The 16,428-nt window shown below is 61.5% G+C and carries 14 protein-coding genes; 2 read left to right on the plus strand and 12 right to left on the minus strand.

Annotated features, from left to right (window positions below; all coding sequences use genetic code 11):
• Positions 1–17 precede the first annotated feature (17 nt).
• The 11 genes from V6F78_RS14355 to V6F78_RS14405 form a co-directional block, all read right to left on the minus strand.
• Entirely contained in the window at positions 18–1,031 is a 1,014-nt protein-coding gene (locus tag V6F78_RS14355; protein WP_047295165.1) for a chemotaxis response regulator protein-glutamate methylesterase, read from the minus strand.
• A complete protein-coding gene (locus V6F78_RS14360; protein ID WP_047295167.1) occupies positions 1,028–3,313 on the minus strand; it encodes a hybrid sensor histidine kinase/response regulator in 2,286 nt (761 codons plus the stop codon). Before V6F78_RS14360 ends, V6F78_RS14355 begins: the two co-directional genes overlap by 4 nt.
• Entirely contained in the window at positions 3,310–3,996 is a 687-nt protein-coding gene (locus V6F78_RS14365; RefSeq protein ID WP_047295169.1) for a chemotaxis protein CheW, read from the minus strand. Before V6F78_RS14365 ends, V6F78_RS14360 begins: the two co-directional genes overlap by 4 nt.
• On the minus strand, positions 3,993–5,267 hold the full coding sequence (locus V6F78_RS14370) for a protein-glutamate O-methyltransferase CheR (RefSeq protein ID WP_332727604.1): 1,275 nt from the start codon (positions 5,265–5,267) through the stop codon (positions 3,993–3,995). The genes V6F78_RS14365 and V6F78_RS14370 overlap by 4 nt, the downstream gene beginning before the upstream one ends.
• Positions 5,264–5,779, minus strand: coding sequence for a chemotaxis protein CheW (locus V6F78_RS14375; RefSeq protein WP_048376625.1), 516 nt, complete (start codon positions 5,777–5,779; stop codon positions 5,264–5,266). Before V6F78_RS14375 ends, V6F78_RS14370 begins: the two co-directional genes overlap by 4 nt.
• A complete protein-coding gene (locus V6F78_RS14380) occupies positions 5,779–7,341 on the minus strand; it encodes a methyl-accepting chemotaxis protein (protein WP_442965108.1) in 1,563 nt (520 codons plus the stop codon). The genes V6F78_RS14375 and V6F78_RS14380 overlap by 1 nt, the downstream gene beginning before the upstream one ends.
• Before the next feature lie 1,129 nt (positions 7,342–8,470).
• Positions 8,471–8,686 (minus strand): short-chain dehydrogenase, encoded by a 216-nt coding sequence (locus tag V6F78_RS14385; protein ID WP_332727608.1) that lies wholly within the window; start codon positions 8,684–8,686, stop codon positions 8,471–8,473.
• A 458-nt stretch (positions 8,687–9,144) separates the two neighbouring features.
• The gene (locus tag V6F78_RS14390; RefSeq protein ID WP_070412528.1) at positions 9,145–9,861 is read right to left on the minus strand and encodes a tellurite resistance TerB family protein; all 717 of its coding nucleotides are present in this window, start codon (positions 9,859–9,861) and stop codon (positions 9,145–9,147) included.
• A 180-nt stretch (positions 9,862–10,041) separates the two neighbouring features.
• A complete protein-coding gene (locus V6F78_RS14395) occupies positions 10,042–11,148 on the minus strand; it encodes an NADH:flavin oxidoreductase/NADH oxidase (protein ID WP_047277339.1) in 1,107 nt (368 codons plus the stop codon).
• A gap of 120 nt (positions 11,149–11,268) precedes the next feature.
• On the minus strand, positions 11,269–12,978 hold the full coding sequence (gene recJ, locus V6F78_RS14400; RefSeq protein WP_047295181.1) for a single-stranded-DNA-specific exonuclease RecJ: 1,710 nt from the start codon (positions 12,976–12,978) through the stop codon (positions 11,269–11,271).
• Between the two features lie 55 nt (positions 12,979–13,033).
• Positions 13,034–13,576: a YaeQ family protein gene (locus V6F78_RS14405; protein ID WP_047277342.1), complete on the minus strand. Its 543-nt coding sequence runs from the start codon at positions 13,574–13,576 to the stop codon at positions 13,034–13,036.
• Between the two features lie 134 nt (positions 13,577–13,710).
• Between V6F78_RS14405 and V6F78_RS14410 the strand changes: the two genes are divergently transcribed.
• Together V6F78_RS14410 and V6F78_RS14415 are read left to right on the plus strand one after the other, a co-directional pair.
• The gene (locus V6F78_RS14410) at positions 13,711–14,910 is read left to right on the plus strand and encodes a CaiB/BaiF CoA transferase family protein (RefSeq protein WP_047278326.1); all 1,200 of its coding nucleotides are present in this window, start codon (positions 13,711–13,713) and stop codon (positions 14,908–14,910) included.
• A 48-nt stretch (positions 14,911–14,958) separates the two neighbouring features.
• Positions 14,959–15,837, plus strand: a complete 879-nt coding sequence (locus tag V6F78_RS14415) for a TIGR02285 family protein (protein ID WP_314398431.1) — start codon at positions 14,959–14,961, stop codon at positions 15,835–15,837.
• A gap of 175 nt (positions 15,838–16,012) precedes the next feature.
• Here V6F78_RS14415 and V6F78_RS14420 read toward each other — a convergent pair whose 3' ends face one another.
• Positions 16,013–16,420 carry a response regulator gene (locus V6F78_RS14420; RefSeq protein ID WP_080963822.1) on the minus strand — a complete coding sequence of 136 codons (408 nt, stop codon included), beginning with the start codon at positions 16,418–16,420 and terminating at the stop codon, positions 16,013–16,015.
• Positions 16,421–16,428 lie beyond the last annotated feature (8 nt).

Below are 16,428 nucleotides of genomic sequence, written 5' to 3' on the forward strand. Positions count from 1 at the left end.
CTGCCAGGTTGTGTCAGTCATGTATGAAAGATCTCCAGCAAGCGTGGCGCAATCGTGTCCAAGGGTCGAATTTCAACAGCCGCATCAATTGCCGCTGCCGCTTTGGGCATGCCGTATACCGAACTGCTGTGCTGGTCTTGGGCGATGGTCAGAAACCCCTGCTGGCGCATGAGTTTGAGCCCCTGCGCGCCATCGCGACCCATGCCGGTCAACAATACGCCCACGGCCTCACCGTCCCAGTGCCGGGCCACACTCTCGAAAAACACATCAATCGAGGGCCGATAAATTTCGTTCACCGGCTCGGCGGTGTAAGCCAGCGTGCCGTTTTTTAACAGCCGAATGTGATGATTGGTCCCGGCCAACAGGACCGTACCGGCCTGGGGCGTTTCGCCATCACGGGCCAGCCGGACATTCACCCCGCACGAGCTGCTCAGCCATTCGGCCATCCCGGCGGCGAACACCTGGTCCACGTGCTGCACCAGCACAATGGCCGCCTGAAACGAGCGCGGCAGGCCTTTGAGCAGGGTTTCCAGCGCCGCGGGGCCGCCCGCCGACGAGCCGATGGCCACTAACCTGCGCTGATCCAGGGATTTGCGCGGCAGGTTCTCGACGGGATGCACCCGTTTCGGGGGCTGCTGGCCCATCAACCAGCCAATGTTCATGATCTTGCGCAACAACGGCGCTGCTGCTTCCTTGGCATCGCCCGCGCCCAGAGCGGGCGTATCGACCACGTCCAGCGCGCCAAAGCCCATGGCTTCAAACACGCGGTGCACATTTTGCTGGCGGTCGACCGTGACGATCACAATCGCACACGGGCTTTCAGCCATGATCCGGCGCGTGGCCTCCACGCCATCCATGACCGGCATGATGAGGTCCATCAAGATCAGGTCCGGCGTGTCCTCGGCGCACAGGCGCACGGCTTCTTCGCCGTTCCCCGCCACCCACACCAACTGATGCTTGGGCTCGAATGCCAACGCCCGGCGCAAGGCCTCTACCGCCAGGGGCATGTCGTTGACGATGGCAATTCTCATGTCTGGGCTCCTCCAATGAGCTCAACCACTGCATCAAGCAGCGCATCGTCATGGAAACTGGCTTTCGCTAAATAATAGTCGGCCCCTGCATCCAGGCCGCGCCGACGGTCTTCTTCACGGTCTTTATAGGACACCACCATCACCGGCATCGATTGCAGCCGGTTGTCGCGCCGCAACAGGGTGACCAGTTCAATGCCGTCCATGCGCGGCATGTCGATATCGGTAATCAGCAAATCGAAATGCTCGGCGCGCAGCGCGTTCCAGCCATCCATGCCGTCCACCGCGACCGCCACCTCATAACCGCGATTGAGCAACAACTTGCGTTGCAGCTCGCGCACGGTGAGCGAGTCGTCGACCACCAGAATACGTTTACGCGCCACCTCGGCGGTGTGCCGGTTACGCCGGTCGATGCGCTCCAGACGCCCGGTGTTAAGCAGCTTGTCGACCGAACGCAGCATGTCTTCGACGTCCACAATCAGCACCGGCGAGCCATCATCGAGCAGCGCCCCGGCCGAAATGTCCTGCACCTTGCCCAAGCGTGGGTCCAGAGGCAATACCACTAAAGTGCGCTCCCCGATAAACCGCTCAACCGCCACGCCGTAGACCGCCTCGCGCTCGCGAATGACCACCACCTTGAGGGTGTCGTCATCGTTCTGGCCGGGCGGACGTTGCAGCAACTGGCTGGCGGCCACCAGGCCCACGTGCTGCCCTTCGTGCCAGAAGTGCTGGCGGCCTTCGACCTGCACGATGTCGTCAGGCGCCAGATCGCGCATGCGTTCGATGTGCGCCAGCGGAAAGGCATAGGCTTCGCCGCCGACTTCCACCACCAGGCTGCGCACCACCGACAGGGTGAGCGGGACTTCCAGATGGAAACGACTGCCCTGCCCGCTGACCTGCTCCAGCACAATCGAGCCACGCAGCAGGCGCACCATGTGCTGCACCGCATCCAGCCCGACACCGCGCCCGGACACCTCGGTCACGGTGTCGCGCAGGCTGAAGCCCGGCAGGAACAAAAACGTCAGCAGTTCTTCTTCACTCAACTGCGCGGCCGTGGCCTCGGTGGACAGTTGGCGCTGCACGATGGAGCGGCGCAAACGCTCAAGGTCGACGCCGCCGCCGTCATCGCTCAACTCCACCACCAGCAGCCCGGCCTGATGCGAGGCGCGCAAGCGAATCTCCCCTTCGGCCGGCTTGCCAGCGCGCAAACGCTGCTCAGGGGGTTCAATGCCGTGGTCCACCGCGTTACGCAACAGGTGCATCAGGGGCGCTTCGAGCTTTTCCAGCACGTCGCGGTCCACCTGGGTTTTCTCGCCTTCAATTTCCAGACGGATCTGTTTACCCAGGCTGCGCCCCAGATCACGCACCATGCGCTCTTGCCCGGCCAGCACATCCGCGAACGGACGCATGCGGCACGCCAGCGCCGTGTCATACAGCAACTGCGCACGCTGGCTGGTCTGCCAGCCAAACTCGTCCAGTTGAGCGGTCTGCTCACTGAGCACGTGCTGCGACTCGGCCAATAAACGCCGCGCCTCGGCCAGCGCCTCTTCGGCCTCAGGGGTGAGCGTCAGCACCTTGAGCTGATCGCCCAAATGATCCAACGCCCGCAAACTGGTGTTTTGCATGCGTTTGAGGCGCTGCATCGTGGCGAGGTAAGGCTTGAGTCGCTGGGTTTCCACCAGCGACTTGCTCGACAAGTCCAGCAGACTGTTAAGGCGCTCGGCGGTGACGCGCAACACCCGTTCACCCCCTTCAGTCAGGCGTTGCGGGCGACGCGCCGGTTCGGGCAGCGGCGCCAGCTCGACCGGCGCAGGCGCCTCAGGCACCACGGGCTCAGGCGCAAGCAGCAGTTGCGACACATCAAACGGCGGTGGTGCCACCCGTGCCGTCGGGGCAGAAGGCTCGACCAGCCGGTTCATCAAGGCCACGTAGGCCTCGATGTCGGCCGAGGTGACCGTATTGCCCGGCGTCGCAATGCGCATCAGCAAATCAGTGCCCTGCAACAAGGCATCAATGTGCTCGGGTTGCAGGTACAAGCGCCCTTCCTGCGCGCTGACCAGGCAATCTTCCATGACATGGGAAACGCTGACCCCGGCCTCGACCCCGACAATCCGCGCCGCGCCCTTGAGCGAGTGGGCCGCGCGCATGCAGGCTTCCAACTGATCGGCCTGGGTCGGGTTACGCTCCAGCGCCAGCAAACCGGCATTGAGCACTTGGGTCTGGGCTTCGGCCTCCAGACTGAACAACTCCAGCAACGAGGCGTCGCGCATTTGCTCGGGGGTCATGTGAGGCTCCGGGTAATCGCGCCGAGCAACTGCTCTTCATCCAGCCAGCGCAGGCTGCGGGTTTTCCAGTGCAAGACACCCCGGGTGAAAACGGCGCTGGCGTGTTCACCCGACAACGACGCGGTATTGAGCACACGCTCTTCAATGTTGTGAATGCCATCGACCTCGTCCACCGGCACCACCACCGGCCCACCGGGCGCGGCCACAATCAGCATGCGAGGCATCACCCGCTGCGCGGGCGTGACACTCACCGTCGGGTCCAGCCCCAGCAGCTCGACCAGCGACAGGCAGGGCACCAGCGCGCCACGCACATTGGCCACGCCCATCAAGGCCCGGGAGCGTTGGTGCGGCAGCGAGTGAATCGACTGCATAGGCGCGACTTCATCCAGGCAACGGGTCGCCAGGGCCAGCCATTCGCCGCCCATGCGAAACACCACCAGCGAACGGGTCGCGTGGGCGTGCTCAAGTTCCTGCGGCGCGGCAAAATCCTGCTCGTCTTGCACAAAGGCATAGCGATCAAGCAAACGCGTGGCCGCCGCCGCATACACCGAACAGTTACGGCAATGAATGTGTGCTGGTAGCAGCGGGCAGGATTTATCGCCGTACACGCCAATGCGGTTCCAGCAATCATCAATCGTCTGGGCTTCGGTGTGGATCAAACTCTGGGCGGACAGACCGTTCATGATTTGCGCTCACTGTGAAGGGCCCGCTCATTGCGCGCAGCCCGGGCCTGCAAACGCTGAGCGCCTGCCACATCGCCCTGCGAGGCCAGCAATGCCGCCAGATGCGCCAGCGCCTCGGCATGTTGGGGTTGCAGGTACAACGCCTTGCGATAAAAGCCTTGGGCCTGTGCGGTTTGGCCTTCGACATCGCTGAGCAGGCCCAGCCAATAAAACACCTGAGCCTGCGGCCCATGCTGCTGCAACGCCTGTTCGCACAAGGCGCGGGCTTCACGGCTTTTGCCTTCATTGGCCAACTGCGCAATGGTCTCCAGCACCCCGCGCGGCGCCTCGTCGGGCACACGCGCGACCTGAGCCGGCGGCGGGGGCGGTGTGTGAGGGCGCGCCGCAAACGGGCGACTGACCGGCGCCATCGGCAGCGGCAAGGGTTTGACCGGCGCTGTACGCTCAACCGGCCTCGGCAACACGGCGGGCGATTCATGGCTGTGACAAAAGGCGAAGGATTGCGGGGCGTTGATCGAACGCATGCCCAGCCCGTTGAGCAAACTGCCCTCAGCCGGGCCGATGAACAGCACCCCGTCAAGGCGCGTCATACGCTTGAGGGCGTCGAGCGCCTGCTGTTGGGTTTTGAGGTCGAAATAAATCAACAAGTTGCGGCAAAACACAAAATCATAAGGCGGCTGACTCGCCGTCAGGGCCGGGTCCAGCACATTGCCGACCTTAAACTCGATCTGCTCACGCACCCGCGCCGACACGTGATACCCGTCGGCTTCAAGGGTGAAATGCCGCTCGCGAAAACCGATGTCCTGGCCGCGAAACGAATTCTTGCCATACACCGCACGCTGGGCGCGCTGAATCGAAAGCGGGCTGATATCCAGCGCCTCGACCCTGAACTGGTGCGCGGAAAACCCGGCGTCAAACATCGCCATCGCTATCGAATACGGCTCTTCGCCGGTCGAACACGGCAGGCTCAACAGACGCAACACCCGCGGGGCCGTTTGCGCGGCCAGCCGCTCGCGGGCCAGGCGACCCAGCGTGGCAAATGATTCGGGGTAACGGAAAAACCAGGTCTCGGGCACGATCACCGACTCGATCAGCGCCTGCTGCTCGTCGGCCGAGGCATTGAGCCGCTGCCAATACTCATCGTGATCCTGCATGTTCAGCGCGGTGCAGCGCTGACGCACCGCCCGCTCAATAATCGCCGGGCCCACCGACGCCACATCCAGCCCGATGCGCCGTTTCAGAAAATCGAAAAACCGTTGATCGGCACTCATGGGCGGGCCTGCCGGGTCAGGTCAACGTGCTGTTCAGGGAACAACAACCCGCGCACGGCAGGCGTCAACAGGTCATCCACGCGAATCCACTGCAACAGGCCATCCTTGTCTTTACGCACCGGCCCCAAATACGGCGCCTCGCGGTTATCCAGCCCGTATGGCTGAAAATCCGCCGTCTCACAACGCAGGGTTTCACTGGCCTGCTCCAGCACCAGGCCCAGCAAGTGACCGTGATGGCGCACCAACACCAAACGCGTGCTGGTGCGGGCCACGGCGCTCTGGCCGAAGGTCATGGCACTGACATCAATCACCGGCACCATCTGCCCGCGATGAGCAAACACCCCGGCCACCCACGCCGGTGCATGGGCAATGGGCTTGAGCGGCAAACGCGGCAACACTTCCACCACGTCCACCGCTTGCAGGGCATAGCGTTCGGTGCCGATAAAAAACACCAGAAACAGGCATTGCTTCGACGCCTTGACGGCTTCGCGCGGCGCGAGAGGCACGCTCATCAGACTTTAAAACGCGAAACGCCGCTGCGCAGCCCGACCGCCACCTGACTCAATTCATCGATGGCAAAGCTGGCCTGACGCAGGGACTCAACGGTCTGGCTACTGGCATCCCCCAATTGCACCAACGCGTGGTTAATCTGCTCAGCGCCGGTGGCCTGGGCCTGCATGCCTTCGTTGACCATCAACACCCGCGGCGCCAGCGCCTGCACCTGATGGATGATCTGCGACAACTGCTCGCCCACCTGCTGCACCTCGGACATACCACGGCGCACCTCTTCGGAGAACTTGTCCATGCCCATCACACCGGCCGACACCGCCGACTGAATCTCGCGCACCATCTGCTCGATGTCATACGTGGCCACGGCCGTCTGATCCGCCAAACGACGCACCTCGGTGGCGACCACGGCAAACCCGCGCCCGTACTCACCGGCCTTCTCGGCCTCAATCGCGGCGTTGAGCGACAGCAGGTTGGTCTGATCGGCCACCTTCACAATGGTCACCACCACCTGATTAATATTGCCGGCCTTCTCATTGAGAATCGCCAACTTGGCGTTCACCAGATCGGCGGCGCCCATGACCGAGTGCATGGTGTCCTCCATGCGCGCCAGCCCTTGTTGGCCGGAACCGGCCAGAATCGACGCCTGATCGGCGGCCGACGTGACCTCCGTCATGGTGCGCACCAGATCCCGGGACGTGGCCGCGATTTCGCGGGACGTGGCGCCGATTTCCGTGGTGGTGGCGGCGGTTTCGGTAGCGGTGGCCTGTTGCTGCTTGGACGTGGCGGCAATCTCGGTCACCGAGGTGGTGACCTGCACCGAAGAACGCTGCGCCTGCGACACCAGCGCCGTCAGCTCGGCCATCATGTCGTTGAAGCCAGTTTCGACGGCCCCGAACTCATCTTTACGCTCAAGGTTCAACCGCTTGCTCAAATCCCCGGAGCGCATGACCTCCAGGATCGAGACAATGCGCTGCATCGGCGACATGATCGAGCGCAACAACAAAAAGCCCAACAGCCCCGCCGCCAGCACCGCAATGGCCAGCGAAATCAACATACTGGCCTTAGCCGTCAGCACCGCATCGGAGATGTTGTTACTGGCCCGAATCGCGGCGTTCTGGTTGTCCTGAATCACCTTATTGAGCTGCACCCGACCGGCGCTCCAGTCGGGAGTCAATTGCGCGTTCAACACCGTGCGGGCCTGGGGCATGTCGTTCTTTTCAAACAGCGCGAGAACCGTGTTCAGCGACTGGTCGTATTTTTTATGCAGGGCGACAAACTCTTCATACAACGTCTCATCCCCGTCACCGCTGATGGTGGCGCGATAGCCGGCGAGTTCGTTGGCCAGACGGCTTTCGTAGGAGCTGTAGAGGTCTTGTTCGTCCTTGGTCAGGGGACGGCCCTCGCTTTCATTCATCAGGTGCAGGGTTTGCACGTAACTGTCGACCCACGCGCTGCGGATCATGGAGCTGTGGTACAGGCCCGGGATCGAGTCGATGCGGACTTTGTCTTCGCTGGTTTCGATTTTGACCAAGCGTGAATACGCCGCGACGATCATCAACAGCATGATGGCAATGATTACGGCAAAGCTCGCCAAGATGCGTTGGCGTAACGTCCAGTTCTTCACAGTCGATCCTCGGGGTGCCGTTGAAATGAGGGGGAGTATAGCCGAGGGTAAGGGAGGATTCGTACGGGGTTTGAGACCGATCTCACATGGATCAGTTAAAAAACGTACGTAGGGTTACATCCCGAACGGATGAGCGAAGCTCTTGCTCTTGCTCTTGCTCTTGCTCTTGCTCTTGCTCTTGCTCTTGCTCTTGAAAAGTCTCCCTGCTGCCACGCGATTGCACGCACAGCGCAAAGGCCCCTCACAGCAGGCTGAACGCAGGTGCTGTTGCGGGGGTGGGTCGGCAGGAGCCGAGCCAGCCGTGCTGGGCCATGGATGGCCCGTCACGGCGTGCCCCCGCAACAGTGCCGGAGTGAAGGCACCGTCGAGCCAGAGCGAGACGGCCGTATGGCAGGGCAAGGACCTTTTGCTTACTTTTGGGGCTGTTTGCCAAAAGTGAGCCGCCGTAAGGGCGGAACCCGTAGAAGGCCCTCACACATCAAACGGATATGTACACCGTGGTTTCAACAGGAACAGAGCGTACATATCCGTTATCAGCGTCTAACTGAACGATGGGTTTCGCTCTTACAGCGAGTCCCTTTTGTCAAACAGCCACAAAAGGAACCAAAAAGGCCTTGCCCTGCCATACGGCCGCCTCGCCTAGGCTCGACGGTGCCCTCACTCCGGCGATATGACGGGGGCACGCCGTGACGGGCCATCCTTGGCCCAGCACGGCTGTCTCGGCATCCTGCCTCGTCACCCCCGTCATACCCCCTGCGCTCGGCCTGCTGTGAGGGGCCTTTGCGGTGTTCTCAGGGTTGAGTGGCCGCAGTAAAAGGCCTTCTGCGGTGTTCTCAAGGTTGAGTGGCAGCAGTAAAAGGCCTTCTGCGGTGTTCTCAAGGTTGAGTGGCAGGAGTAACAGACCTTCTGTGGTGCTCACACGTTTGAGTGGCAGCAGCAAGAGGGCTTCTGCGGCGTTCTCACATTTGAGTGGCAGCAGCAAAGGGCCTTTGGGGTGTGTTCAGGTTTTGAGTGGTAGCCGCAAAACGGCTGGGGAGATGGCGTTTAAAAAAAAACCGTCTGCAAAGACTCAACTCGGCTGCAATCGCCTCCTCAACACATTGAGCAGATCACATCCGTCACGCAGCAAAACGGCTGCGGTGGCTGCCAGATGCTTGAGGTCAACGGCATCTGCCTCCTGCACCTCGCGGCTGGAAAAGGTTTCCATCAATTGGGTAACCGCCAGCACACGGGCCGTGGCATTGGCATGCAACACATCAAGCGGGGCGTTTCGGTCAATCAGCAAGGCGGGGATGGTGCAGTCGATAGCGGTTAGCGGTTAGCGGTTAGCGGTTAGCGGTTAGCGGTTAGCGGTTAGCGGGATATACGGGGACTTAATCATTGAGACAACTCCTGGATCTTGCGATTAGGCCACCCACTTCCCGTCGCCAAACGAAATCAAAGGTGGCTGCTGTACGCGGGTTGGCGAACCGGCAGAATCTAGGAAAACCCGGCAGACCCGAAGATCTCCCGCGCACAGCAGCCATAAAGGATGGCGATGCCAAATACACGCTTCGCCAGATACAACAACCATTACGCTTCCAAAATCCTGTCCAGGTCGCCCAACCCGGTCGCCCCGAGGGGCGAGCGCAAACTATAGGCGTGACCGAACAGCCTCATCAATCAGCAAACCTGTACGAAACCTCCCGCAATTGCGTGCGTACAAATCGTAGTGCGACGTCACGCCCGTGCAGCACACGGCGGCTAGGCCGCCTGGTGAACCTGACGCTCAAGTTCGGCCTTGAGCCCCGGCTCCAGCTTGAGCTGTTTGGCCAGTTCGTCCAGGTAGGCACGTTCCATAAAGTGTTCTTCATCCACCAGCATCACGCTGGCGATGTACATTTCGGCCGCCATTTCCGGGGTGCTTGCCGCTCGTGCCACTTCGGCCGGGTCCAGCGGTTTGTTCAGCTCGGCTTTTAACCAGTCCTGCACACCCGAGTCGCCACTGATTTTGTGGAACTCGCCTTCGATCAATTGCCGCTCACGGTCGTCGATGTGGCCATCGGCTTTGGCCGCTGCGACCAGCGCCTTGAGGATGGCCTGGCTGTGCTGTTCCACTTGCACAGGCGGAATGCGGTCGATGGTTTGCGGTTCGGTTTGCGGCGCGGTGCCCTGGCTGGCCTGCCAGTTGCCGTAAGCTTTGTAGGCCAGAACGCCCAGCGCCGCCAAACCGCCGTAGGTGATGGCTTTGCCGCCAATTTTGCGTGCGCTTTTGTTGCCCAGCAGCAGGCCCATGGCGCCAGCGGCCAGTGCCCCGCCCCCTGCGCCCGAGAGCAGGCTGCCTAACCCGCCCGAACCACTGAGTAAGCCGCCAAGTGCGCCTTTGTCAGCACCCGCGCCGGGTTTTGCAGCACCGGTTTTGTTTTGCAACAACTCTTGGCCAGACTTGAGTAACTGATCGAGCAATCCACGCGTATTCATACACAGCCTCTAGCAACAGGGTTGGGGGAAGTCAGCAGGCCGACAGAGTAGTTCGCGGCCACGCAACGCAGTCAGTTCGTTTGCTTCCAGATGTTGCACCGAGCTTGCCAAACCCACCTTAATTGAACATGAAGGTGGCCCGGCGCACGCCGCAAACACGCGGAATACGCCGGGGCGGGGTCATTCGCGCAGGTCGGATTCGTGGATGGGTTGATCGCGATGCGTGGCGCGCTGGTATTGCGCAGGCCAGGTCGCCTGTTTGCCGCCCAGGTCGTCATCGGCATGCAGGGGCCAGTAAGGGTCGCGCAGCAGTTCGCGGGCCAGCAGGATCAGGTCGGCCTGGCCGGTGCGCAGGATGTGCTCGGCCTGGGCCGGTTCAGTAATCATGCCGACCGTGCCGGTGGCGATGCCCGATGCCTTGCGGATGCTTTCTGCAAAACGCGTCTGATACCCCGGCCCGACGGGGATTTCAGCATTGGCCGAGGTGCCTCCCGAGGACACGTCGATCAGGTCGACGCCCAACGCTTTGAGGCGGCGCGCCAATTCGACGGTTTCGTCGGGGTTCCAGCCGTCTTCTACCCAGTCGGTGGCCGATACCCGCACGAACAGGGGCAGTTCTTGCGGCCAGACTTCGCGCACCGCTTCGGTCACTTGCAGCACCAGCCGAATGCGGTTTTCGAACGAACCGCCGTATTGGTCGCGGCGCTGGTTGCTCAATGGCGAGAGGAATTGATGCAGCAGGTAGCCGTGTGCCGCATGCACTTCAACCACCGAAAACCCGGCTTCGAGCGCGCGTTTGGCGGCGTCGGCAAAGGCCTGGATGACGTCCTGGATCTGGCGTTCGTCCAGTTGCGTGGGCACGGTGTGGCGCGGGTCGAAGGCAATGGGCGATGGCCCGACCGGCACCCAGCCGCCCTCTTCTACTCTGACGCTGCCTTGTTTGCCCAACCACGGACGCCAGGTACTGGCCTTACGCCCGGCGTGGGCCAGTTGAATACCGGCGACGGCGCCCTGGGCGCGTATGAAACGGGTGATGCGTTGCAGCGGTTCGATCTGTTGGTCGTTCCACAGCCCAAGGTCTTGAGCGGTGATGCGACCGTCAGCGGTGACGGCGGTGGCTTCGGTGAAGATCAGACCGGCGCCGCCCACGGCACGACTGCCCAAGTGGACCAAATGCCAGTCGTTGGCCAACCCGTCGACACTGGAGTACTGGCACATGGGCGAGACCGCGATGCGGTTCAAGAAGGTCAGTTGGCGCAGGGTATAGGGTTCGAGCAGCAGGCTCATGGGTCACCTCTCATGTCAGTGGGCAAACGCCAGACGGCTTGACGTCGGTGTGCCGACCAAGCGCTTACCAGAGATTAGTCGACAACACTGAAAGAGGTGGGGTTCAAATCCGCTGGCGGGTCAGCGCGGTTCGATGTGGGCGATCATCAGTTGCACGGTTTCGTTGCCCCGGAACTCGTTGAGGTCGAGCTTGTAGGCCAGTTCAACCCAGCGGATGGTCGGATTGGGCCACACGTCGCGGTCGATGCCGAACGCAATGCCGTCGAGTTTGACGCTGCCGCATTCGGTTTTGAGCACCACTTTGAGGTGCCGTTCACCGACGATCCGTTGTTCCACCAGCTCAAATACCCCGTGAAACAGCGGCTCGGGGAAGTGTTGCCCCCAGGGGCCGGCGTTGCGCAAGGCACGCGCCAGCTCAAGGTGGAACTCTTCGACAGTCAGGCTGCCATCGGACAGCAGGCGCCCGGTGAGGTCTTCTTCACGCAGTTGACGCCGCACTTCAGCATCGAACGCCTGGCTGAACTGCTCAAAGTTCGCCACCGGCAAGGTCAGCCCGGCGGCCATGGCGTGGCCGCCGTATTTGGCGATCAGGTCGGGGTGTTGCGCTGCGACCACGCTCAGTGCGTCGCGGATGTGAAAGCCCGGCACGGAGCGCCCCGACCCTTTGAGCAGGCCGTCGCCCGCATCGGCAAACGCAAAGGTGGGCCGGAAATAACGCTCTTTGAGGCGCGAGGCCAAAATCCCGATGACCCCTTGGTGCCAGTCCGGGTCGAACAGGCACAACCCGAACGGCATCGAGTCGACCGGGAGTTCCTTGAGCTGGGCCAGTGCTTCGCGCTGCATGCCTTGCTCGATGGATTTGCGGTCCTGGTTCATCTCGTCCAGTTGGGCGGCCATGGCGCGCGCGGCGTTGGCGTCGTCGGTGAGCAGGCATTCGATGCCCAGACTCATGTCGTCCAGACGCCCCGCCGCATTGAGCCGCGGGCCGAGGATGAAGCCAAGGTCGGTCGAGGTGATGCGCGTATGATCGCGCTTGGCCACTTCCAGAATGGCCTTGAGCCCCGGCCGGGCGCGACCGGCGCGAATCCGTTCCAGGCCCTGATGCACCAGAATCCGGTTGTTGGCGTCCAGCGGCACCACGTCCGCCACACTGCCCAAGGCCACCAGATCCAGCAGTTCAGCGATGTTGGGCGCCTGGCTGTGTTCGTATCGGCCCAGGCTGTTCAAACGCGCACGCAGCGCGATCAGCACATAGAAAATCACCCCCACCCCGGCCAAGGCCTTGCTGGGAAACGCGCAGCCCGGCTGGTTGGGGTTGACGATGGCATCGGCGGCGGGCAGTTCTGTGCCCGGCAAGTGGTGGTCGGTGACCAACACCTTGAGCCCGGCCTTTTTCGCCGCGGCGACCCCTTCGACGCTGGAGATGCCGTTGTCGACCGTGATGAGCAACTGCGGCTCGCGGGTCAGGGCGACTTCGACGATTTCCGGGGTCAGGCCGTAGCCGTACTCAAAACGGTTGGGCACCAGGTAATCGACATGCGCCGCCCCCAGTAACCGCAGGCCCAGCATGCCGACGGTGCTGGCCGTCGCGCCATCGGCGTCGAAGTCACCGACGATCAGGATGCGCTGACGCTGGTCCAGCGCCTGCACCAGCAAATCCACCGCGGCCTCGATACCTTTGAGCTGCTGGTACGGGATCAACCGCGCCAGGCGCTTGTCCAGTTCAGCCTGTGATTGCACGCCACGGGCGGCGTACAACCGTGTCAGCAACGTCGGCATTTCGCCCAGAAAAGGCAGGATTTCAGGCAATGGACGAGGTTCGATGCGCATAAGCGGGGGATGTGTCTCTGAGTCTGAAGGTGGAAAGATTGAAGCAGGCCGAGGATTAACCGCGTTCGCCGGTCAACCACTGCAATTGCACTTCGTGCTGGCCGCGGTCGTCGGTCACGAAGATCGTGCCTTCGCTGATCATCACGTCCCACTTGATCACCCGTGGCATGTCTTTGGCCAAGGTTTCGAGGACCTCTTGCGGCACGGCCGCCACGTTGACGTTTTTCAGGTTTTTGATCGCCGGAATCACTTTGCCTTCCCAGACGCGCAGGCTGCCGTAGGCCAGCAAGCTGGTGCGTTCGGTGCGGCGCGAACACCAGGTCAGGCGCTCGGCGTCCGGCTGGCCGACTTCGATCCAGTGCAAAACACGGTCATCCAGGCTTTTTTCCCACAGCGCCGGTTCGTCTACATCAGACAGGCCGCGTCCAAAGGACAGTTGCTCGTTGTACCAGAAGGCATACGCCAGCAAACGCACGGTCATGCGCTCTTCGGTTTCCGAAGGGTGACGGGCGATGGTCTGTTTTACGCTCTCATACACACCGCGATCAAGGTCGGTGAGGTTGAGTTCAAACTTGTAAGTCGTGGACGGCTGGGCCATGAACGGGCTTCTTGATACGGAGAAAGGCGGCAAGTCTACCCGATACGCCAAGGATCAACGAACTCTGCGGCTTCTTGCGCGCCCGCTCCTATGTTAAAAGGCTGTACTCGCACGCTCCCGGACAAGGATTACTCATGCCCCTCGCTGCCAAACCCCTTTCGGGCCTTAAGGTCGTCGAACTCGGAACGCTGATCGCGGGGCCGTTCGCTTCGCGTATTTGCGCCGAATTCGGGGCTCAGGTGATCAAGGTTGAATCCCCGGACGGGGGCGATCCGCTGCGCAAATGGCGCAAGCTGTATGAGGGCACGTCGCTGTGGTGGTTCGTGCAGGCGCGCAACAAGAAATCCCTGACGCTGAACCTCAAGCACCCTGATGGCCTTCAGGTGCTCAAGGCGTTGCTGGCCGACGCGGACATCCTGATCGAGAACTTTCGCCCCGGTGTGCTCGAAAAGCTCGGGCTGGGCTGGGACGTGTTGCATGCCTTGAACCCCAAGCTGGTCATGGTCCGCCTGTCGGGCTTTGGCCAGACCGGGCCGATGAAGGATCAGCCGGGCTTCGGGGCCGTGGGTGAATCGATGGGCGGGCTGCGTTACATCACCGGTTTCGAAGACCGCCCGCCCGTGCGCACCGGCATTTCCATTGGCGACTCGATTGCCGCGCTGTGGGGCGTGATCGGTGCATTGATGGCCTTGAGGCACCGCGAGGTGAATGGCGGTCAGGGCCAAGTGGTGGATGTGGCGTTGTATGAAGCCATTTTCGCGATGATGGAAAGCATGGTCCCGGAGTTCGATGTGTTCGGTTTTATTCGCGAACGCACGGGCAATATCATGCCGGGCATCACCCCCTCTTCGATCCATACCAGCCTGGACGGCAAGCACGTCCAGATTGGCGCCAACGGCGATGCGATTTTCAAACGGTTCATGCAGTTGATTGGCCGTGACGACTTGGCAAACGACCCGCAGCTAGCCAGCAATGACGGGCGTGACACGCGACGCGATGAGCTGTATGGCGTGATTGATCGCTGGGTGGCCTCGCTGCCGCTGGACACGGTGCTTGAGCAACTGAATACGGCCCAGGTGCCGGCCAGTCGTATTTTCTCGGCGCAAGACATGTTCAGCGACCCGCAGTTTCTGGCGCGGGAGATGTTCCTGAGTGCCAAATTGCCCGACGGCAACGACTTCAAAATGCCAGGTATTGTGCCCAAGCTCTCCGAGACCCCCGGGTCGGCCGAGTGGGTGGGCCCCGAGCTGGGCGCCCATAACGATGAAGTGCTGGGCGCGTTGGGCTACGACGCCTCGGCCATTGCGGCACTGAAACACAACGGTGCCATTTAGCAGAGGGGCTCGGCCCCTTTTCAAACGCTGTAGAAGGAACACCGCACCATGACGATTCGCTCATGGCGGCCAAGCCGTTGGGCTCAACTCATTCCTTGGGCGATGCTGGGCTGGGCGTGCATGAGTTCCGGGGCCGAAAAACTCACATGGCTGATGCGCGATTTACCGCCGCTGACCGTCTTTGAGGGCCCGCAAAAAGGTCAGGGGGTGATTGATCAGCTCATGCCCTTACTGATCGCCAGCCTGCCCGAATACGAGCATGTGGTGGTCAAGGTCAATAGGGCCCGCGCCACGCAAATGCTGCAAGACGCGACGCTCACGTGCGACCCAACGCTGGTGTGGAATCCCTCACGCGCACGATCGATTGCCTACTCGGCGCCGGTCATGGGCTTACACAGCAACGGGCTGGTGATCCGCCAGAGCGATGAGCCGAAGATCGCGCCTTATGTCACGGATCAGTCGGTGGACCTTAAGCGCCTGCTCAATGCCCAAGGCGTCCGACTGGGGGTGGTGGCCAAGCGCAGTTATGGCATGTGGATCGATGAGCAACTGGCGCATAGCGAGGACCGCCAGTTGTTTGTTCACCATGGCAATGATGCCTTGGGCAGCCTGTTGCAAATGCAGCATGCCGGCCGGCTGGAAGGTGTTTTGGGGTATTGGCCCGAGATTCAGTCCAAGGCCCGGCAGCAAGGCTTGCCGTTTGAAACACTGATGTTCTACCGGATTTTGGGCGCGCCCACGTATCAGCCGATTTATATCGGGTGCTCCGACACCCCTGCAGGCCACGAAGCGTTAAGCCGGATTAACCGGGCATTGGCCACGTTGGGGCCGGACGCTTTGCGTGAGGCTGAAGCTCAGTGGCAAGAGCCCGGCCACCCTGACGACTACGTGAATGGACAAGCAAGCCCGCCAAAGCGCCCACGCTGAGAAAATGCGCTCAAAAAAAAACCCCGAGCAGTGGGGAGTCAACTCGGGGTTTAACAGGATCAGGTGATCCGCTCGACGGGCGTCAGGCATCGGAGCAAAACGCTTGATCCCGTCGATGAAAAATCTGACAAGCCTGTAGGAAAAAAGGTTCCCTCAGCGCAGTAATCAATTTTCTTCAGCGGGCCAACGTGTTGAAACACGGCATCTGGTAGGCCTGCAACAGCTGGTTCAAGCGACCCACACTGACGGGCTTGGTCAGAGAGCCCAACACCTTGAGGCCTTCACGGCGCGCCCTGCTGGCGGCCTTTTCAACGACATGGGGGGCGGCGCAGGTCTGGATGATCAACGCCGAGGCATTGCGCTGCTGGGCCAGCTCAGTGATCAGGTCAAGCCCCGAGGTGGTGTCCAGGTAAAGGTCGCAAATGGCGATATCGATAGCACCGCGTACCGCAAGTGAGTGGCGTGCCGCCTCCAGGCTTGAAGCAGTCAGCACATCGAAAATGCGGCATGCATTCAACATTTGATGCAGGGTCATCAACTGGAAAGGGTTGTCTTCAAGGATCAGTACTTTCAGGTTTTGCATCATGAACC

The sequence above is a fragment of the Pseudomonas sp. ESBL9 genome, from assembly GCF_036668715.1.
Taxonomy (GTDB): Bacteria; Pseudomonadota; Gammaproteobacteria; order Pseudomonadales; family Pseudomonadaceae; genus Aquipseudomonas; species Aquipseudomonas lundensis.